The organism is Cupriavidus sp. CuC1, assembly GCF_044627735.1.
Taxonomy (GTDB): domain Bacteria; phylum Pseudomonadota; class Gammaproteobacteria; order Burkholderiales; family Burkholderiaceae; genus Cupriavidus; species Cupriavidus ulmosensis.
Window position 1 is genome coordinate 1 of the sequence record NZ_JBIUHC010000066.1, and the last position, 20,552, is coordinate 20,552.

General features: G+C 63.2%; 15 protein-coding genes and 3 pseudogenes. 9 read left to right on the forward strand and 9 right to left on the reverse strand.

Annotation, left to right across the window (positions count from 1 at the left end; all coding sequences use genetic code 11):
- The 5 genes and pseudogenes from ACGLHR_RS26005 to ACGLHR_RS26025 form a co-directional block, all read right to left on the reverse strand.
- On the reverse strand, window positions 1-1,450 hold a 1,450-nt coding region (locus tag ACGLHR_RS26005), incomplete at its 3' end, for a phosphate acyltransferase (RefSeq protein WP_400096942.1).
- Between the two features lie 268 nt (window positions 1,451-1,718).
- Window positions 1,719-1,973, reverse strand: a pseudogene (locus tag ACGLHR_RS26010) (DUF4136 domain-containing protein); the annotation flags it as partial.
- Between the two features lie 159 nt (window positions 1,974-2,132).
- Window positions 2,133-3,701, reverse strand: coding sequence for a UxaA family hydrolase (locus ACGLHR_RS26015; protein ID WP_400096943.1), 1,569 nt, complete (start codon window positions 3,699-3,701; stop codon window positions 2,133-2,135).
- 62 nt (window positions 3,702-3,763) lie between these two features.
- Window positions 3,764-5,044, reverse strand: a complete 1,281-nt coding sequence (locus ACGLHR_RS26020; RefSeq protein WP_400096944.1) for an MFS transporter — start codon at window positions 5,042-5,044, stop codon at window positions 3,764-3,766.
- Window positions 5,045-6,256: 1,212 nt separating this feature from the next.
- On the reverse strand, window positions 6,257-7,009 hold the full coding sequence (locus ACGLHR_RS26025; protein ID WP_400096945.1) for an SDR family NAD(P)-dependent oxidoreductase: 753 nt from the start codon (window positions 7,007-7,009) through the stop codon (window positions 6,257-6,259).
- A gap of 580 nt (window positions 7,010-7,589) precedes the next feature.
- Between ACGLHR_RS26025 and ACGLHR_RS26030 the strand changes: the two genes are divergently transcribed.
- The 8 genes and pseudogenes from ACGLHR_RS26030 to ACGLHR_RS26065 all read left to right on the forward strand — a co-directional run bounded on the left by ACGLHR_RS26030 (window position 7,590) and on the right by ACGLHR_RS26065 (window position 14,487).
- Entirely contained in the window at window positions 7,590-8,726 is a 1,137-nt protein-coding gene (locus tag ACGLHR_RS26030) for a DSD1 family PLP-dependent enzyme (protein WP_400097005.1), read from the forward strand.
- A gap of 164 nt (window positions 8,727-8,890) precedes the next feature.
- Window positions 8,891-9,928: a Bug family tripartite tricarboxylate transporter substrate binding protein gene (locus ACGLHR_RS26035; RefSeq protein WP_400096946.1), complete on the forward strand. Its 1,038-nt coding sequence runs from the start codon at window positions 8,891-8,893 to the stop codon at window positions 9,926-9,928.
- Window positions 9,929-10,000: 72 nt separating this feature from the next.
- Complete coding sequence (locus tag ACGLHR_RS26040; protein ID WP_400096947.1) at window positions 10,001-10,141, forward strand: hypothetical protein; 141 nt, start codon at window positions 10,001-10,003, stop codon at window positions 10,139-10,141.
- A 370-nt stretch (window positions 10,142-10,511) separates the two neighbouring features.
- Complete coding sequence (locus ACGLHR_RS26045) at window positions 10,512-10,754, forward strand: hypothetical protein (RefSeq protein WP_267600612.1); 243 nt, start codon at window positions 10,512-10,514, stop codon at window positions 10,752-10,754.
- Between the two features lie 930 nt (window positions 10,755-11,684).
- Window positions 11,685-12,107 carry a VOC family protein gene (locus tag ACGLHR_RS26050; protein ID WP_400096948.1) on the forward strand — a complete coding sequence of 141 codons (423 nt, stop codon included), beginning with the start codon at window positions 11,685-11,687 and terminating at the stop codon, window positions 12,105-12,107.
- A gap of 55 nt (window positions 12,108-12,162) precedes the next feature.
- Window positions 12,163-12,566 (forward strand): annotated as a pseudogene (locus tag ACGLHR_RS26055) (fumarylacetoacetate hydrolase family protein); the annotation flags it as partial.
- Window positions 12,567-12,705: 139 nt separating this feature from the next.
- Window positions 12,706-13,710 carry a 2-hydroxyacid dehydrogenase gene (locus tag ACGLHR_RS26060; RefSeq protein WP_400096950.1) on the forward strand — a complete coding sequence of 335 codons (1,005 nt, stop codon included), beginning with the start codon at window positions 12,706-12,708 and terminating at the stop codon, window positions 13,708-13,710.
- Window positions 13,711-13,932: 222 nt separating this feature from the next.
- Window positions 13,933-14,487, forward strand: a complete 555-nt coding sequence (locus ACGLHR_RS26065; RefSeq protein ID WP_400096951.1) for a YbhB/YbcL family Raf kinase inhibitor-like protein — start codon at window positions 13,933-13,935, stop codon at window positions 14,485-14,487.
- A gap of 122 nt (window positions 14,488-14,609) precedes the next feature.
- Here ACGLHR_RS26065 and ACGLHR_RS26070 read toward each other — a convergent pair.
- Window positions 14,610-14,921: pseudogene (locus tag ACGLHR_RS26070) on the reverse strand (DDE-type integrase/transposase/recombinase); the annotation flags it as partial.
- Window positions 14,922-14,937: 16 nt separating this feature from the next.
- On the opposite strand from ACGLHR_RS26070, the gene ACGLHR_RS26075 reads away from it, so the two are divergent.
- Window positions 14,938-15,942: an aldo/keto reductase gene (locus ACGLHR_RS26075; RefSeq protein ID WP_400096953.1), complete on the forward strand. Its 1,005-nt coding sequence runs from the start codon at window positions 14,938-14,940 to the stop codon at window positions 15,940-15,942.
- 288 nt (window positions 15,943-16,230) lie between these two features.
- On the opposite strand, the gene ACGLHR_RS26080 is transcribed toward ACGLHR_RS26075, so the two are convergent.
- The 3 genes from ACGLHR_RS26080 to ACGLHR_RS26090 all read right to left on the reverse strand — a co-directional run bounded on the left by ACGLHR_RS26080 (window position 16,231) and on the right by ACGLHR_RS26090 (window position 20,271).
- Window positions 16,231-17,499 carry an MFS transporter gene (locus ACGLHR_RS26080; RefSeq protein WP_400096955.1) on the reverse strand — a complete coding sequence of 423 codons (1,269 nt, stop codon included), beginning with the start codon at window positions 17,497-17,499 and terminating at the stop codon, window positions 16,231-16,233.
- Window positions 17,500-17,546: 47 nt separating this feature from the next.
- Window positions 17,547-18,626, reverse strand: coding sequence for an Ldh family oxidoreductase (locus ACGLHR_RS26085; protein ID WP_400096957.1), 1,080 nt, complete (start codon window positions 18,624-18,626; stop codon window positions 17,547-17,549).
- A gap of 61 nt (window positions 18,627-18,687) precedes the next feature.
- The gene (locus ACGLHR_RS26090; protein WP_400096959.1) at window positions 18,688-20,271 is read right to left on the reverse strand and encodes an aldehyde dehydrogenase (NADP(+)); all 1,584 of its coding nucleotides are present in this window, start codon (window positions 20,269-20,271) and stop codon (window positions 18,688-18,690) included.
- Window positions 20,272-20,552: the final 281 nt, after the last annotated feature.

Genomic DNA, 20,552 nt, shown 5'->3' on the forward strand with positions numbered 1-20,552 from the left:
GGGCCAGGCCTTCGTCCACCACGGTCTGCACCGCACGCAGCACGCGCTCCTCTTCGCCCTCGGCATAGACCACGCGCCTGGGCGCGGCCTTGGCTGCCGTGAACACCGGCTTCATGATCAGGCCGGTGTGGTAGACGTACTGGGTGAGCTGCTGGCGGTAGGCTTCCAGGTCCTTGATCGGACGGGTTGCCACGCCGGACTCTTCAGCAGCCTTGGCCACCGCCGGCGCGATCTTCTCGATCAAGCGCTGGTCGAACGGGGTCGGGATGATGTAGTCGGGGCCGAACTTCAGCTCCTGGCCACCGTAGGCGGCGGCAACGGCGTCGTTCAGCTCGGCTTCGGCCAGGTCGGCGATGGCCTTGACGCAGGCCAGCTTCATGGCTTCCGTGATCTTGGTGGCGCCGCAATCCAGCGCGCCACGGAAGATGTACGGGAAGCACAGCACATTGTTGACCTGGTTCGGGTAGTCCGAGCGGCCGGTGGCGATAATGCAGTCCGGGCGCGCGGCCTTGGCCACTTCCGGGCGGATTTCCGGTTCCGGGTTGGCCAGCGCCAGGATGATGGGCTTGTCGGCCATGGTCTTGACCATCTCGGCGGTCAGCACGCCGGCGGTCGAGCAGCCCAGGAACACGTCGGCGCCGTTGACGATGTCGGCCAGGGTGCGGTTGGCGGTTTCCTGCGCGTAGCGGGCCTTGTTGGGCTCCATGCTGGCGTCGCGGCCCACATAGATCACGCCCTTGGAGTCCACCACCGAGATGTTCGAGCGGGTCACGCCCAGGCTCACCATGGTGTCCAGGCAGGCGATGGCCGCGGCGCCGGCGCCGGAAACCGCCAGCTTGACCTTGGCGATGTCCTTGCCGACCACCTTCAGGCCGTTGAGCAGCGCTGCGCCCGAGATGATGGCGGTGCCATGCTGGTCATCGTGGAACACGGGGATGTTCATGCGCTCGCGCAGCTTCTTCTCGATGTAGAAGCATTCGGGCGCCTTGATGTCTTCAAGGTTCACGCCGCCGATCGTCGGCTCCAGCGCGGCCACGATCTCGACGATCTTGTCCGGGTCGTGCGCATCGAGCTCGATGTCGAACACGTCGATGCCGGCAAACTTCTTGAACAGGCAGCCCTTGCCCTCCATCACCGGCTTGCCGGCCAGAGGACCGATGTCGCCCATGCCGAGCACGGCGGTACCGTTGGTGATCACTGCCACCAGGTTGCCACGCGAGGTGTACTCGGCGGCCATCGCGGGATCCTTGGCGATCTCCTCGCAGGCGTAGGCCACGCCCGGGGAGTAGGCCAGGGACAGGTCGCGCTGGTTGGACAGCGCCTTGGTCGCGTTTACCTGGATCTTGCCCTTGGTCGGGCTGCGGTGGTATTCCAGCGCGGCCAGGCGCAATTGCGCTTCAGGACTGTTGGGGGCATGTTGCGGTGCATCACCGCCGGTCTTGCTGGTCATTATGCTCGTCCAAGAAGTGGCCCAGCCAGTGCCCGCCGAAGCCGCGCCGGTCGTATCCGGCGTGCTTGCCGGAATCTTCCATTGCAGCTCTCAAAAACGGGCGCCGGCGGCTCGGGCCGAAAAATCGAGCCGTCAATCTAGCTCACGTAAGCCCGGCGCGAAGCCCCTCCCACAAGTGCATCCAGGACTTTAAGGCCTTTCGCCGGACAATTCAGTTTTTACCGCCGCACAGGCAATGCCTTGCCTGTTGCTGTTTGCTTGCTACCTGCTACATGTCATTCGGGTCCAGCGGCAATGTCACCCGCGGGGACCGCCCACTCTCAACCGGAAACTGGGCGAACGCGCCGCAGATCAGGTACGACATCGCCGCCTGCAGGGACGAACCCTCGCCTCGGCGATTCGCCGTGACCTGGTAGACCCGGCGCCCGCTAGCGGCGTCCTTGAAGAAGACGCACAGCGTAGACTGGACCACCGGCACATCGCCCACGACCGTTTGCGGCGGCCAGTAGCCCGGGCCACCCCAGCTACGCGTCACCAGCGTCTTCTCTTGTTCATTGCGCCTCGCATCCCCCACGTCCAATCCCTCCAACTCCTCGCGCCCCCAGCCCGATGACTTTGCCTTCATGCGTCCGTCGAAAATGCCTAAGCAAACGCCCTCCCGCTGTGTCCCCCTACGCAACGCCTACGTAACAGCGCCAATGTGCCATGGTACGAACTCATTCTGGCCGTACCCGTGCACCTCGCTCTTGGACGCATGGCCTGACGCCGTGGCGAGCATGATCTGAAAAATGTCTTCTCCGAGTTCATCGATGGATCGTGTACCGTCGAGGACCGACCCACAGTTGATATCGATGTCCTCCTCCTGTCGCAGCCATAAGGTGGTGTTGGTACCCAGTTTCAATGATGGCGACGGCGCGCAACCGTAAGCGGATCCGCGCCCGGTTGTAAAGCAGATCAGGTTGGCACCGCCCGCGACCTGGCCGGTTGCCGACACCGGATCGTAACCGGGGGTATCCATGAAAACCAGGCCGCGGGCATGGACCCTCTCGGCGTACCGGTATACGTCGACAAGATTCGTGGTTCCCCCTTTCGCTACCGCGCCGAGCGACTTCTCGAGAATTGTCGTGAGTCCCCCAGCCTTGTTACCTGCCGAGGGATTGTTGTTCATATTGGCATTCATGCGCGCGCAATAGGCCTCCCACCAACGGATCCGCTCGATGAGTTTTTCGCCAACGTCGCGCGACGCCGCGCGGCGTGTCAGTAGATGTTCCGCGCCATAGATCTCGGGAGTTTCGGAGAGGATCGCTGTACCGCCATGCGCCACTAGCCGATCGACCGCCGCGCCGAGTGCCGGATTCGCGCTGATGCCGGAATAGCCATCGGACCCGCCGCATTGCAGTCCGACCACCAGATGGCTGGCATCGACCGGCTCGCGCCGCACGTTGTTGGCTGCGGGCAACATCGCCTTTACCTGCTCGATGCCAGCCGCTACCGTGCGCGCCGTCCCGCCCAGCGCCTGGATTGTCATCGTCCGCAGCGCGGCGCCAGGCGCCAGGCCTTGGCGCTCCATCAGTCCATCAATCTGATTGGTCTCGCAACCCAGGCCGACAATCAGCACCGCGGCAAAGTTCGGATGCCGCGCGTAGCCGCCAAGGGTGCGCCGGATCAAGTCCAGGCCCTCGCCTTCCGCGTCGATCGCGCAGCCCTGCCCGTGCGTCAGGGCGACCACGCCATCCACGTTGGGGTACGCCGCCAGCGCTTCCGGATGGATGTCGCGGCGAAAGTAGTCGGCGACGGCGCGAGCGGCCGTTGCCGAGCAATTGACCGACGTCAGGATACCGATATAGTTGCGCGTCGCGACACGCCCGTCGGCGCGCAAGATGCCCATGAATTGGGCACACGGCGCGGCGGCCCGCGACGGCCCTGCGTCGGCGCCGAAGGCATAGTCCCGCTCGAAGTCGCCCATCGCGAGATTGTGCGTGTGGACATGCTCGCCTGCGTCAATGCCCCGTGTCGCGAAGCCGATGATCTGCCCATAGCGCCGCACGGGCGCGCCGGAAGCGATACCACGCACGGCGAGCTTGTGGCCTGCCGGAACCAGTCCTCGTACGAGAAGGCCCGCGCCGATTTGCATGCCTGAAACCAACTGGCTCCGCGCGATGACGACATCGTCGTTCGGGTGCAAGCGCACGACGGGCTCCGGGGCCGCTGCGGTAGTTCCTGTCATTTCGTTATCCATCGTGAAATTCATACGGCAACCTCCATGCCCTTTTCGGCACGCTTACTTCTTCAACGCATCTCAGATGCAGGACTCTAGCGGGATGCCGCCTTGGACGAGCCGAACGGCATTGCCGATGCGCGGCGTGCATGCGCGCCGATGCTTAACAGGAGCAATACGCCGAGCACTCCCGCGGACGCCAGGGCAAGCATCCCCGCCTGCTGGCTTTGAAGGAGTGCCTCCACCGCGGTCTTCAAAGTCGGTGCGATAAAGCCACCGAGATTGCCGAGCGCACCGATCAACGCGATGCCGCTCGCCGCGGCGGTGCCGCTCAGATACGCGGTAGGGAGGGTCCAGAAGAGCGGCTGGACAACCACGAAGCCGACCGTCGCGATACAGAAGGCAATAAGCACCGGTGCAAGGTGCTGGCCAAGCGTCGAGAGCGCGATGCCTGCGGCCGCCATCGCCAGCATGGCAATGGCAAATTGCCGGTGCTTGCCCTTGGCATCCGCCATGCCCGTGATGAAGCGCAAGGCGATCAGCGCGCATAGCCAGGGAATGGCAGTGAGAAGACCAACCTTCGAACCTATCGCCGTGCCCGTCAGCTCGGAAATCCGTGTCGGGAGATAGAAGATAACTCCATAAACACTGACTTGGATCGCGAAGTAAATCGCGACGAAACGCAGCACCTGCCAGTTGCGCAGCGCGTGTAGGGCGGTAGCCGGACCATGCGCGATCTTTTCGCGGTCTTCGGCTGCGATGGCAGCTTCCAGGGCACTCTTCTCGTTGGACGTGAGCCACCTGGCGTCGCGAGGTTTGCTGACCAGGTAGAAGAACGCGATGATGCCGGCAATCGAAGCCGCAAGGCCTTCGATGATGAACATCCACTGCCAGTTGCGCAGCCCCAGTTGCCCGCCCATGACTTCCAGCAGGAAGCCGGACAGCGGGCTGCCGAGGACGAGCGCCACCGGCAAGCCGAAATAGTAGACGCCAAGTGCCTTGCCGCGCTCGCGCGCCGGGAACCAGTACGTCGAGTAGAGAATCACGCCAGGCGAAAAGCCCGCCTCCGCCACACCCAGGATGAAGCGCAGCACGTAGAACGAGGTCTCGTCGTGCGCGAACATCATCGCGGCCGATGCCAGGCCCCAAGTCACCATGATCCGGCTCAACCACACCTTCGCGCCGACCCGATGAAGCATCAGGTTGCTCGGGATCTCGAACACCGCATAGCCGATGAAGAAGATCCCCGCACCAAGCGCAAACGCCGCATTTCCGATATTCGAATCGACCTGAAGGGCCTGCTTGACGAAGCCGACGTTCGACCGGTCGAGCATGGACAGTGCAAACATCAGGGCGAGGAACGGCGTGAGGCGCATGCGTGCCTTGCGTACCGCGCTCGCCAGCGCACGATCTATGACGTGTTCAACTTGCATCATTCATCTCCACTACGAGGCCGCAGGTGGCAGCTTCGTCTTTTTTGCATTGCGCACGTCTCGCGCGCGCTTGTGTTTGTCTAAAGCAGCGCGTTATCCAGCAAACCGCGCGCCGCGAGGTTGGCCATCGGCGCGCGCAGGCCAAAACGTCCAGGGTACGATGCGATCGCGCGCTGGCGGTTTGTCCTGACAGGCCTACGAAATCATCCCCGATCAGTCGAGCAGCTATCCGGCGGCGAAGGCCGAGAGCCCCGAGCACGCCAACGTCAGGCACGCGTTCGTCGGAGCCAGCGCCCGGGTCACGGAGTTTGACGGAGACGGCGAACAGAAAAAAGCGATCGTCAGATCGATTAACAAAAGAATTATTTTGGTTTTGGCGACGCCCCGCCGCGCGAGTCAGCGGGCTGCTAGCGCTGGTTATCCGCGCCGAAGGCATCTACTTGAGGCAGCCTGGATTCAGGTCTGCGGCGGGCCGTCGCACGCAAACCATTACCGAAGGGTCGCGGTCCTTGAGAGAAGTCGAATCTCTAACAAGTCAAATTTCTTACCCACAGCGTACGGTCCCCTCCTTCCGGCGCCAACTGCTCGCGGGGCGTGCTCTTGACGAAGTCAGCAAGGTGCTCGACTGGCAAGCTCCAGGACTTTCGACCGTAATGCAGCTACGATTGATACCGAGTAGCCGCGCAATAGAGGCAGCCATCGCAGTGAGCCACCGGGGACAGTGCGAAAGTGCCAGTTTTGCTCAGCGCCCAAAAACACCCGCGACCGGCAGACGTGCGGGTGCGGGTGCGGGTGCGGGTGCGGGTGCGGGTGCGGGTGCGGGTGCGGGTGCAGCAGGGTTACAGACAACTCGGCAATTGCCGAAGGAGAGGCGTCTCTATCTCGACTAGCCGACGATCTGCGATAGCGCTCCACCAACCCGGGGAGGCTGGCGGGAGCGAACGAGCGAAGCCAGAGGGATCCGTCGCAGTTGGCATTCAGCAGTATGTGACGATGTTGCATTCAGAGCCATGAGACCGCCATGAATCCGCCATGAATCCGGAAATCGCGGAATCTGATTCCGAGATCCCGACGGTGACTGCTTGTGCTGCTCGCCGCAGGAGTGCTACATTCCGCGGCGAACCCTTGCCCGCCCCCCCGTGTGCGTATTTGCACTTACGTCAACACCTGGCCGCCATCGACCACCAAGGTCTGGCCGGTGATCCAGCCTGCGTGCGAGCTGGCGAGAAATAGCACCGCGCTGGCGACCTCGCCTGGCGTCCCGAGCCTGCCGAACGGTACCGAACGCAGTATCCGCTCATACAGCATGGGTTCGGAAGTCTTGCGCTGGTCCCACGATCCGCCGGGAAATTCGATCGAGCCTGGCGCAACCGCGTTGACACGGATCCGATCCGGCGCGAGTGTCAACGCATGGGAAGCCGTATAGTGCATGACCGCCGCCTTGATCGCCGCGTAAGACTGGGTACGTGACGACGGTCGAAGCGCTGAGATGGACGTCACATTGACGATCGCGGCGTTGGCCGACAGTCGCAAGAATGGCAGTGCAGCATGCCCTGCGCGCACCGTTGCCAACAGGTCGACCTGGATGCCGGCCTCCCAGCCGGCTTCGGTATCCCCGCCTCCGAAACCGGACGCGTTGTTGATCAAAATGTCGATGCCACCAAGCGCCTCGCCGGCTGCTGCAATGTAAGCGCTGATCGCCTCGCCGTCCGCGAGATCGCAAGGTGCGGTATGGGCCAGATGGCCATAAACGTCCAGCTCGGCCTCGATGGCTTTCAATCCTTCCAGATTGCGCGCGCAGACAGACACTGCAGCGCCAGCCTGCGCGAACCCGAGCGCAATACTGCGGCCGATGCCACGCGATCCACCAGCGACGACGACGCGCTTACCGTTGAATTCGAACCCCATTTATTTGCCTCCGGGCAGTGACGTGGGGGGCAGTATGGCCGAAATTTTTAGAAGCCGCACAACCACGAGTTCCGCATCGGCTGCGTCGAACACCGCCCATAGGGAGTTCAGAACCATACCCAAAGCAGGTTTGCGAATCTTCGCCAACATGGTGACGAAATCAGTTAAACCAGCACCCTCAGAACCTGCACTGTGGTGCCGGCTGGATTATTCCAGACCGGCAATTTGCTCAGGACAGGGTGCGAGGATCTCATCGAGGCTGCGGGCGTGCCTCGGTACTCGCCCACCAGGCAAGCTGGGTGCATGCGTGCAGACCACTTCTCATCATCGAAAGAAGCTTGCAAAAGGCGTCGGGTCCATACATGCACTGGAGCCCTCGACGCGGATCATTCAATTCAGCTTAACAATTGATTTCCAGGCATTTAACCACGGAGAGGACTTGGCTGACTACAGTGGCTACTATTCACCGGTCTCACCTTCATCGCGCGCCGACGCCGCGACGGAGGACTTGGGCTCGCTCTTTACAGGCGTGCATTTCCGTGACCCACCAGCCTGCAACCGATTTTCCTTTCCGTTCGACATGTACTTTTCCCTCCACACCGTTGACACGCCTGCAGCGATTATTGACTTGGAGCGCATGCAGCACAACATCGATCGGATGCAGCAGCGCATGGATATGCTGGGCGTGCGGTTTCGGCCGCATGTAAAAACCAGCAAATGCACGCCTGTCGTGTGCGCCCAGCTCGCGGCCGGCGCGCATGGAATCACTGTCTCCACGCTCAAGGAAGCCGAGCACTTCCTTGCCGCGGGTGTCACGGACATTTTCTACGCGGTTGGCATGGCACCGCACCGGCTTCCGCAGGCACTGGCATTGCGCCGGCGCGGCTGCAATCTGAAGATACTTACCGACGGCCTGGTATCGGCTCAGGCGATTGCTGAGTTCGGCAAAGCGAACGGTGAGGCCTTCGATGTGTGGATCGAGATCGACACCGACGGCCACCGCTCGGGTATCCAGCCTGAAGACCCCGTGCTAATGGAGGTCGGCCACGCATTGCAGAACGGGGGCATGCGCCTCGGTGGCGTGTTGACCCACGCTGGCTCGAGCTACGAACTCGATACGCCTGAGGCGTTGACGGCCTTGGCCGAGCGCGAACGCGTCGGCTGCGTGCGCGCGGCGGAGCGTCTGCGCGCGGCGGGCCTTCCATGCCCGGGGGTTAGTGTCGGCTCGACCCCGACGGCACTTGCCGCCGCGCAACTCCAGGGAGTAACCGAGGTGCGGGCCGGCGTCTATGTTCTCTTTGACCTGGTGATGAACAACATCGGTGTCTGCACTACGGATGAGATAGCGCTTAGTGTACTGACGACGGTGATAGGCCATCAGAGTGACAAGGGTTGGATCATCGTGGACGCAGGGTGGATGGCCATGAGCCGCGATCGCGGAACCCAGAAGCAGAAGCAGGACTATGGATATGGGCAGGTCTGCACGATAGACGGCACGGTGGTGCCAGGCTACCTGCTGAGCGGCGCTAACCAGGAGCACGGCATCGTGTCGCGCGAAGGTGGGCCCGACGCGGACATCTCCCATCGCTTTCCGGTAGGTACGCGCCTGCGCATTCTTCCGAACCACGCCTGCGCAACAGGCGCGCAGTTCCCCGAGTACCGAGCGCTCGCTGAGGGCGGAACGCTCACGACCTGGGAGCGTTTCCATGGCTGGTGAATTGCGCGGCGACGGACGAGTCGTCACTCCGGCAGGCTTGGCCAGCGCGGCCAGCCGTTGTAGCACCCGCAGAGGGGGCCAATCCTGACACGCAAACGAGTAAATCATTGCCCAGACCGCCTGCTTGCCATGAGCAATGGCAGGGAAAGACTTTAGGAGAAACCATGAAATTCGAACGCCACACTCACTTCCCCCCCGGAAATCGCATCATGCGATTCACGACCGCCTTCGCTGCTTTCGCTGCTTTCGCCTTCGGTGCGGCATGCAGTCTCACCTCGTCCGTCCAGGCGGCGGAGGACCCGTGGCCCCATAAGCCGGTCACCGTGATCGTTCCCTCTGCTGCCGGTGGATCGGGCGACGTACTAAGCCGCATTGTGCTGAGTCACCTCGCGAGAGAGACCAACGCCAACTTCGTTGTCGACAATCGCCCGGGCGCCGCAGGCAACATCGGCATGGCGATGGTCAAGCGCGCCGCGCCGGACGGGTACACGATTGGCTATGGCAACATCAACACCCTGGCCGTCAACCCCGGCCTCTTCAGAAAGCTTCCCTATGATGTGCAACGGGACTTTGTGCCCGTGGGCCGCATGTTCTCGATCTACAACCTGCTCGTGGTTCGTGGCGACTCCCCGATCAAGAACGTCGCCGAACTGATTGCGCTGGCCAAGAAGGAGCCCGGCAAGCTGTCATACGCCGCGGCGGGTACCGGCAGCAGTGGCCACATGGGCGGCGAGCTATTCAAGAAGATGGCCGGCATCGACGTGTTGTTCATCCCGTACAACGGCGACCCGCCGTCCCTCACCGACCTCGCCGGCGGCCGGCTTGACTACACGTTTACCAATGCCTCGGTCGCATGGCCGCTCGTCAAAAGCGGCAAGCTGCGCGCGCTGGCGATCACCAGCCGCGAGCGTATTCCACTCTATCCCAATCTGCCGACCCTGGACGAGTCCGGACTGAAAGGCTACGAGAACGTCTCGTGGGGCGGTCTGGTATTTCCCAAGGGCACGCCACAGCCGATCGTCGACCGGGTTAGCGCCGCGCTGGAGAAAGTCCTGAAGTCCGACGCCTTGCGCAAGGAGTTGACCGACGCCAACGCATCGGCAGGCACCGGCACCCGCGAAGATTTCGCGCGATTCGTCGCCAGCGAGCAGAAGAAATGGACCGGCGTCATCGAATCCGCGCATATCCCAAAAATGAACTGAGCTGTATCGTCTGCGTGGCGTTTCTCTCGCCCCGCGCAAAAGGTCGCTGGCCAGTCGTTCGACAAGATTCTCGTGCTCGATACGGCGAAGGGTGGTGTCGCAACCTTGTGGAGGCTGCACGAGATGCAGTCGCGCGATATGGCGCCGCTGGCTGCGATCGTGTTCATACTGTCAACACAGTCCTCGCATAGGGAGCGGCGCTGGGGGACGTGACGATGCTGGCAGGTTTCGATACAGACATCACGGCGCAAGTTCCGCATGGCGCCATAATCTGGATCGATCCGGAAGCCCGGACGATTCGCGTGCTGGTTCGATGAGGCGCAGCTACCGGGCCAGATCGCGAAAGGGCTGCAACGCGTGCACGGGCCGAAATAAGGTAACAGGCCGGTCCTTGTCCAAGGTGACGGGGACTACCACTCCGTGCAATCGAGTGCCTGACAGCGGGTGTTTCGCTGCCGTTTCCTCGAATCCTATCGTGCCCAGTCGCCGCACCGCGCAGCGAACGCCTTGAGGATATAGCCGCCTGACGGCGCGCGAAACGGAGCTGTGCCAACAAAGGCGAATGTGGTTGAAGGAGAAGGATATGCATACCGGCAAGAAGTCCGTGCGCGTGCAGGCCGGCAAGTGGTTCGGGCCTGGTGCGGCGTTGCGTGTGATCGAGTTCAGTCGGGCGCCTTCGGATCGAAGGCGCTACGTGCGCATTGGCACGTTGCGGCCAGAAGGATGGGTGACGATCGTTTTCTTCCGGCACGATGACGGGTCGTGGAACGTCTTTCCACCAAAGACGGACATGCTGGGGATGCGTGCTTGCCAGCTCGCCGCATGAGCGACAGGCCAGGCGAGAGATCTATGGTTTATTGGTTTATAGGCTCCAGATGAACATCCTCGAATTGGCACAGGATGTCGGGATGCTGGTCGACCTTGACGGCAGGATCGGGGTACTGAATATCGAAGCGTCCATAGAACACTCGACGCCTTTCCGCGTCTTGCACATGCGTTAGAGTCGGCCTTGGCGAGAGGAGGGGCGGGTACACGGGCCACGGCATCGGGACGGCCTATTCACTGAGTGTCGTTGTTCGTGCCGGATTTACCCCCAATTGGAGACGAGGCGTCGAGGTGCGGCTTATCCGGAGCCATCAAGCACAAGCGACCAGTCGGCTCGATGAGCGCGATATCTCGTCTGCGTTGGCCGGGCACAGACGTGCCAGGTCAATACGACGCGAAACATCGTCGAGGCTACTGAATATCTGGAGGAGACTATGACGACCATCCTGCTTGCCGGCATGCTCGGCTTCCTTGTCATCGTTTTGATTGTGTTGACGCTGATGCGCATGGCCATGAAGCGTGATACCTTCGATTCGGGTGGTTGAGATGATCGCAGCGGCAGAAAAGAAGTTCCGCGTTCACGAAGAAGGCGCTTCATAGAGCTCGACGAAGCGGAGGCTTCTGGCAGCAGCCTGCGGCTCTCCTCGCTCAGCGCGATCGACTTGCCAGCGCGATCGAACAAACTGTATCCCAGGTCCTCCTCCAGCCGGCGTGCCTAAGTGCTCACGGCGGCAAGCCGCGCGCCGGCGGCGGAGAAAGAGGCGGCTTCCGCGACGACAAGGAAGGTGCAGAAGTAGCTGATCTTCTATCGAAACTTTTGATTCTTAGAACAGAAATAATTCGTTTCATATTACGAGTTCTGCTGACTACAATCTGTGCAACCGGAACACCGCAACACTTCTCCATCCCGCGCGAAAAAAAGACCCTTCTCATGAACGCAACTCCGCTGTTTCACCTGGCATTTCCCGTTCACGACCTGAGCGAAGCCCGCCACTTCTATGGCGAACTGCTGAGTTGCCCCGAGGGCCGCAGCTCCGATGCCTGGATAGATTTCAATTTCTACGGCCACCAGGTGGTCGCCCACCTGGCGCCGGAAGAATGCGGCCATCGCGCGACCAGCGCGGTCGATGGCGACGAGGTGCCGGTGCGGCATTTCGGCGCGATCCTGCCGATGGAAGAATGGGAAGCGCTGGCGGACAAGCTGCGCGCCGCTAATACGAAGTTCGTGATCGAGCCGCATGTGCGCTTTAAAGGACAGGTTGGCGAGCAGGCGACCATGTTCTTCCTCGACCCGTCGGGCAACGCGCTGGAGTTCAAGGCGTTCGGCGACCTCAGCCAGGTTTTCGCCAAGTAATTAATTCCTCCTCGTGCACGGGCCCACGTTGGCCCGCACGGAAACAGACACCGAAATGACCGAATTTGTTATCCAGCCCGCCGAGCAGGCGAGCGTCGCCGTGGCCGGCAGCAGCGCCCGCTTCCCATCCGCCGCGTGTTCTGCGTCGGCCGCAACTACGCCGCGCACGCCCGCGAGATGGGCAATGACCCGGACCGCGAGCCGCCGTTCTTCTTCACCAAACCCGCGGACGCCGTCGTGGCCGCCGAAGGGACGGTGCCCTATCCGTCGCTGACGGACAACCTCCACCACGAGATCGAATTGGTGGTGGCGATCGGCAAGGGTGGCGCCAACCTCAAGCCGGAGCAAGCGCAGGATCTGGTCTGGGGCTACGGCGTGGGTGTCGACCTGACCCGCCGCGACCTGCCGGACACCGCCAAGAAGATGCGCCGGCCCTGGGACTGGTCAAAGGGTTTCGATGGCCGACCTGAATCGCTTCTGGTGGGATGCGTACTTCTCGTGCAACTTCTGGCGGTTGCTTCCGGGAATTTCATATTCCGCTTCCCTATAAATCTATGTGCCGCTGCTTGAATATCACCGGCGCTCAGAGGAGCCCCCGATGAGAAAACGAATCGTCGTGTACCGGAAGGTGCCGCAGAGCGTGCTCGCGCTGTTGCGCGAACAGCATGACGTGATCGAGGTCGAACAGGTTGCTGCCGCAAGCCGCGCGCCGTTGATCGAAGCGCTCGCGCGGGCACATGGCATCCTCGGCAACCACATGAAGATCACGCCGGAGCTACTTGACGCCGCACCATTTTTGGAAGCAGCATCGACCATTTCCGCCGGATTCGATGCATTCGATGTCGAGGACCTGACGCGGCGCGGCATCGTCCTCAACAACACGCCCGACGAATTGACTGAAACCACCGCGGATCTCGCGTTCACCCTGCTGCTCGCGAGCGCGCGGCGTGTCGTCGAACTCGCCGAATGGACGCGGCGCGGCGAATGGCGTGCGTCGGTCGGAGCGGCTCAGTTCGGCGTCGACGTTCATCACAAGGCGCTCGGCATCGTCGGGCTCGGACGCATCGGCAGCGCCCTCGCGCGACGCGCGGCGCTGGGTTTCGGAATGGACGTGCTGTATTGCAATCGCACACGCAATCACGAAGCGGAAGAAGCCTACGGTGCGCAATGGCGCACGTTGCCGGAACTGCTAGCGCAGGCCGATTTCGTGTGCCTGCTGGTGCCATTGTCCGCCGCGACCGAGCGCCTGATCGGCGCGGCAGAACTCCGCCAGATGAAGCGAACGGCGATCCTCGTCAACTGCGCGCGCGGCCAGGTGGTCGACGAAGCCGCGCTCATCGAGGCGCTGCGGGAACATCGCATCCTCGGCGCCGGACTCGACGTGTTCGAGCGCGAACCGCTGCCACCGGACTCGCCACTGTTGACAATGCCGAACGTCGTCGCCCTGCCGCATATCGGCTCGGCGACGCAACAGACACGCGACGCGATGGCGTTACGTGCGGCCCGCAACCTGCTCGACGCACTCGACGGCCGTATCACCTCGACCTGCGTGAATCCAGAAGTGCAAGTTGTCCTTGAGGTCTCCCGACGCCACGCGGGATGAAGCCCCGCGCCCGATATCCCAGATCCCCAGTCGTTATATTTTAACGTTATATCTAATAACATCGTCCGACATCTTCCGTACACGTTAAGTGCATTGCGCACGATTTGGTCCAAGGTAAACCCGGAATCGCTGTGCTGGCAGTCGCGGATACCAGAGGGTATAGCCGCACCTTGCCTGGCACGCTCGGCATACATTCCACTCATTTCATAGGAGGATGTACGAATGAAACTGGTTAAAAGGGGCTTCGCGCCGCTAGCAGGCGCATTGCTTTTTTTCGGTATGGGCATCGCGCAAGCGGCAGGCATGCACGTGTCTTCCGCGTCGTTCGCGGATGGCGCGACGATTCCTGTGTTCCACGGCAACGATACGTCCGATTGCGGCGGCAAGGGCGTTTCTCCGCAGGTGTCCTGGTCGAACCTGCCTGCCGGTGCCAAGTCGGTTGCCGTACTGCTTTCCGATCCCGACGGCGCGCTGGGGCTTGGCGTTTCACATTGGGTTGCGTACAACATCGCCGCAGATCGTGGGCAGCTCAAGGAGGGCGAAGGCCAGACCGACGGCCATGGCGCCACCATCGGCAAGAACGTCAGTGGCGAGGTCGTATATCGCGGGCCCTGCCCGCCGGCGGGTGACGCACCACACCATTACACTTTGACCGTGGTCGCGACGGATCTCGCGCCGTCCGCACTGCCGCCTGGATTGACCAGGGACGAACTCATGTCGGCGCTCAAGGGGCACGCGCTTGGTGGCCAGAGCGTCATCGGCAAATACAGTCGCTGAGCTGTCGTGACGATGCCCATCGCCAAAATTAGCGTTGCTACCGAACGGGAAGCGATGGACATTGGAGGGTTTTGTCGCGATAGGGGTGCGTAGTCGGCCGAACTCCGCGGGAGTGGTTTTGCTTATGCTGCCAGCGCGTAGAATTGCTGAGCAGCGGACGCAGTGCTCCTCTCGGAGCGCCGCATCTGACCCTCGGCGATCATGTGCATCAGTTCGATGCCGCCCAGAAGGATGCTGGCGCAGCTGAAATCCTTGAATCCCAGCATCGGCCGAATCACGCGCTTGATGGCCCGATGATCCTGCTCGACGATGTTGCTCGGGTATTTGAACTGCCGAATGACGATGGGTGCCTCCCGTTCGGAGTTGATGTCACGCAGTGCGGCCAGGTTGGCGGTGCTCCTGTCAATGGTCACCGTATCGGGGGCACCCCTTTTTTAGGAAGATCATCCAATGCAACAACGCAAACTCGGCACCTTCAACGTAAGCTCCATCGGTCTGGGCTGCATGAACCTGAGCCACGCCTACGGCGTGCCACCATCGCCCGAGCAAGCCGCAAAGGTACTGCTGACCGCTCTGGATGCTGGCGTCAATTTTTTTGACACGGCCGCCCTGTACGGCTTTGGAGCAAATGAGACGCTGGTCGGCAACGTCCTGTCCAAGCACCGCAACCAGTTCACCCTGGCCAGCAAGTGCGGCATGACCGGCGTAGACATCAGTGGCGATGGCAAGCCCGTGCGAGTCATCGACGGCCGCCCACAGACCATCCGGGCCACCTGCGAAGCCGCGCTCAAGCGCCTGCGTACCGACGTGATCGACCTGTACTACCTGCACCGCTGGGACAAAAAGGTACCCATCGAGGAAAGCGTGGGCGCCCTAAGCGATCTGGTGCGCAAGGGTTATGTCCGCTCCATCGGTCTCTCGGAAGTGTCGGCAACAACGCTGCGCAAAGCCCACAACGTACATCCCATCACCGCGCTGCAGACCGAATATTCGTTGTGGACGCGCAACCCGGAAATCGCCGTACTAGAGGCCTGCCGCGAGCTTGGCGTGGCCCTCGTCGCCTTCAGCCCTCTGGCGCGCGGCTTTTTGTGCGGTGAACTGACCGACATAGCCTTGCTCGACGCCAAGGACATCCGCCGCTCCATGCCGCGCTTTGCGCCCGAGGCTTACGCCGCAAACTTGTCGCTGCTGGACGGCTACAAGGCCATCGCCCGCGACGTCGGTTGCTCACTGGCACAGCTCTCGCTGGCTTGGCTGTTGCACCGTGGCAATGACATCATTCCGATCCCTGGCACCACCAGCGTGGCGCACTTATTGGATGATCTCGGGGCGATCGATGTGAAGCTCAGCGCAGATGCCATGGCCCGGTTGGAGTCACTGATCAACCAGCGGACCGTGGTGGGCAGCCGCTACAATCCGCAGGGCAACAGCGAGGTGGATACAGAGAGTTTCTGACCTGAGACGGGGTGTCCGCATTTGTGTGACTGCGTGCGTTCACCGGACGTTCGACACGAAGCAACAGGCGGTACTGGTCTGCGTAGCAGCGTGGGCCAGGCGCGTGGCGTCCAGCTTCTCTTGTAGCACCACGCTCGCTGCGCTGCCTCGAGTTCGGCCCGCACGATGGCGGTAGGACGACCACCAAAAACGAATGATCCGGCCCGGGGCCAGCGCTCATGCAGACCTCGCAAGCCGGCCGGCACGGCGACCGCGCGGCACGTCGCGGCCACCAGGGCCCTCCACGATTCAGGCTAGCGCCGGCACTGCCTCCTGGATCGGTTCGCGCAGCAGCACGAAGTAAGCCAGCGCCGCCGCCACGGCAACCGCCGCGCTGATGACGAACGCCAAAGAAAACGAGCCGCTGTACTGCACGCTGAAGCCGGTGACGATGGGCGCGACCGAGCCGGCCAGGTAGCCGCCGAAGTTCTGGATCGAGCCGAACGAAGCCACGCGCCTGGACGATATGACGGTGTTGACGATCATCCAGGCCGTAGCGCTGGCCATGTTGATGGAGAACAGCGCCAGGCATAGCAGCACGACGCAGCCCACCACATTGGTCACGAAGGCCACCATCAGGGTAAAGCCCGCCGCCGTCAGCAAGCCGGCGATGATGGTGAACTTGCGGCTGCCCAGGATGCTCATGCCACGCCGCACCAGCAGGTCGCATGCGCGTCCGGCGACCACCGTACCGATGGCGCCGAACAGGTAGGCCAGCGAGACCACCCATGCGGTCTTGTACAGGTCCATGCCGTGCTGCTTCTCGAAATACCCGGGCAGCCAGGTGAGGTGCAGCCAGAGCATGTAGATCACGCCCATGAAGCCGAGGAATGCACCCCAAGTGGTGCCGCGGCGAAACAGCATTGCCCAGTCGGCCAGCTGCTCGGACATGCTCGGCCGCGCGGCCCGCGCGCTCACCGGCTCGGCGCGGCCGCTACTGGCCATGTATTCGGCCTTGCTCTTGTAGAACACGAACCAGCAGCTGGCGAGCACCAGCCCTAGGACACCGCTGATGACAAACATGCCGCGCCAGCCGAAGTGCACCATGAACAGCGTCAGCAGCGGCGGCGCCACGCAGGGGCCGATGCAGGTGGACGACCACACCAGGCCCGTGGGCGTGCCCCGTTCCTCCGCGTCGAACCATTCGGCCAGCGCCTTGGCCGCCGATGGGAACACCGGCGCCTCCCCGATGCCCAGCAGCACGCGCAGGCCGATGAAGTTGCCGAAGCCGCTGGCGAAGCCGAACACGGTCTGGGCGACGGACCAGAAGATCAGCGACGCACCCAGGGCGATCTTGCTGCCCAGGCGGTCGATGATGATGCCCATGGGCAGTTGCGAGAAGGCGTAGGCGATCGAGAACGCCGACAGCAGGATGCCCATCTCCGACGGGCTGATTGACAGGTCTTTCTGAATCGAGGTGTTGGCGATGGACAGCGCGCTGCGGTCCAGGTAGTTCACCACGCCGATGAAGAACAGGAACACGACCGCGACAGTCTGATAGCTTTTAATTTTTCTCATTAATGTGTCTCCTTGATATGGAGTATGGGTCTGGCCCGTGCGGGCCTTTATCGACTGAGCGTTGCGGGGAACTCCTTGACCCCCATCCTCTGCGCGGCGGCCTGCAGGCTGGCCACCACGAAACCGGGCAGGTTCACGCCATCGCGCAACTGCGCCTCGCGCCGCGCCAGGCCCGCGGCCCCGGGTAGCCGCACCGGCCGCCCGGCATCCACCGGCGTGCTGGCGCAAACCTGATCCGCGAGGTGAGACGACTCCTCGGTAAAGCTCTCGAGCCCACCGAAGAAGGCCGGGTCGATGGCCATCGTGCACACGGATGCGCCCCATGCGTCGGGCTTGTCCTTGCGGCCGTGGCCGGCGAGGCCCGAGGTCAGCGCCTCCACCATCAGGCCCAGGGCAAAGCCCTTGTGGCCGAACGCGCGCCCGCCCAGCGGCAGGATGCTGCCGGGCGGCGTGGAGAAGAAGGCTTCCGGGTCATCGGTGAGCACGCCCTGGTTTGACATCAGCACCGGCTGCGGCAGCTTCTCGCCGGCGTTGCGTGTCTTGTTGACGAAGCCGTTGGTGATGGTGGACATGCTCACGTCGATCAGCACCGGCACCTGCCGGGTGGGAATGCCGACCGCGATCGGGTTCGGCGTGAACAGCGGCTCGATGCCGCCGTGGGCTGAGACCGAGGCCACCGACGGATCTGACGAATAGATCAGCGGGACCAGCCCTCGATCCGTCACGCGCTGGAGGTAGGCGGCAAGGCAGCCGATATGGTGCGAGCGCCGGACCACCGCGATGCCGATGCCATGGCTGGCCGCCGCCTCGCAGGCAAAGTCCAGCGCCCGGCTCACGCAATACGGGCCGAGCACGTAGTTGCCGTCGAACAGGGCAGACGATGCGCTTTGCGACAGCGTGCGAAACCGCATGGTGTCGACAATGGCGTGCCCGTCCAGAATACTGCCGAGGTAGCCGTTGACCAGGTTGGTGCCGTGGGTGGAATGGCCCAGCAGATCGCCCTCGACCAGCGTGCGGGCGACCACCGAGGCCAGTTCGGCTTGCGCACCGGCCTTGTCGAACAGGCCCTCGACGAACGCCAGCAGCGCGTCGTGGCCGTAGCGGCCGGTGTTCAGTTCAGTTTGCATCGAATCTCCTCCTGCCTTTGCTTTGTCCGCTCTCGTGGTGGTGGTGTGATAGCCCAAGCGCTCAAGCCAGGGCCTCGCGCGTCTCCACGCCGTCCACCAAGCGCTCGATCCCTAGCGGGTTGGCGTTCTTGAGTGCGTCGGGGAGCAAGGCGTCGGGGAAGTTCTGGAAACAGACCGGCCGCAGGAAACGATCGATGGCCAGCGTGCCCACCGAGGTGCCGCGCGCGTCGGAGGTGGCCGGATAGGGGCCGCCGTGGACCATGGCGTCGCACACTTCCACGCCCGTCGGGTAGCCGTTGATCAGCAGGCGGCCAACCTTCTCTTCCAGTAGCGCGAGGATGTCTGTGGACGCCAGCAGGTCCGCCGGCTCGCCGATCAGCGTGGCAGTCAACTGGCCGCGCAGGCCGTGCAAGGCGCGCATCAGTTCTTCCCGGTCAGCCACCTCCACCACCACCGTCGCCGGGCCGAAGACTTCCTCCTGCAGCAGCGCGTCGCCCTTCAGCAGGAGGCTGACATCGGCCTTGAAGACCTGCGCATGCGCTTGGTGGCCTTCTTGCTCGCTGCCCGCCAGGCGCGTCACGCCCGGGTGCGCCAGCAATGCCTCCAGGCCATGGCTGTAGCTGGCCAGCGCGCCGGTGTTGAGCATGGTCTGCGGGGCCACGTCCCGCAGCAGCCCGCAGAAGCGCTCGAGAAAGGCGCTGAGCTCAGCGGAGCGGATGCCGATCACCAGGCCCGGATTGGTGCAGAACTGCCCTGCCCCCAGCACCAGCGAGGCCGCCAACTCGCCGGCGACCTTGTCGCCGCGCGCCTGCAGCGCGCCGGGCAACAGCACAACCGGGTTGATGCTGCTCATTTCGGCAAACACCGGGATCGGGTGCTGACGCGCTGCGGCCATGTCACACAGGGCGCGGCCGCCCTTGAGTGATCCGGTGAAGCCCACTGCCTGGATGGCCGGATGCTTCACCAGCGTCTCGCCGACACCCGAGCCGAAGATCATGTTGAACACGCCAACAGGCATGCCGGTACGCCCGGCGGCGCGGAGGATGGCATCCGCCACCAGTTCCGCCGTGGCCATGTGGCCGCTGTGCGCTTTGAACACCACGGGGCAGCCGGCCGCCAGTGCGGCGGCCGTATCGCCGCCGGCGGTAGAAAACGCCAGCGGGAAATTGCTCGCGCCGAACACTGCCACCGGACCAACGCCGATGCGGCACTGGCGCAGGTCCACGCGCGGCAGCGGCGTGCGCTGCGGCTGTGCACGGTCGATGCGGGCACCGAGGAAATCGCCCCGCCGCAGAACGCGCGCGAACAAGCGCATCTGCCCGCTTGTGCGGGTGCGCTCACCCTGGATGCGCGCGGGCGGCAACGCGGTCTCGCGGCAGACGATGGCGATGAACGCCTCGTCCAGCGCATCCAGCTCATCGGCGATGGCATCCAGGAACTGCGCGCGGCGCTCGGCAGGCAAGCGACGATAGGCCGGGAATGCTGCGGCCGCGGCGTTGGCGGCGGCATCCACTTCCTCCACCGTAGCCTGGATGAAGCGCTGCGGCAGCACCTCGCCGGTGGTGGCGTCCAGGCTGCGCAAGATGACGGATCCGGCCGCGCTGCGGCCGCCACCGATGTAGTTGTAGCCGGCGTTGTCCGACATATTAATCTCCTTCGATATGATGTACCGGGATGTACCGGGATGTACCGGGCGCGCAAGCGTGCGCCCCGGGCATGAAGCGTGAAAGCGGGTTGCGGGTTGCCGGCTCAGGTCAATGCCGGCCGGACGAATGGCGCCGGCGTATAGCCTTGTGCGAGGCCCGTGCGGAGCCAAAGTCGACGCGGTTTGCTCCAGCTGCAGCCGGACCGGCGGCGGCTGGCTACGGCTTCAAGCGGGCGAAAGCGCAGAGTCTGTCGATTGCCGGCCAAGCGGCAATGGGCTGG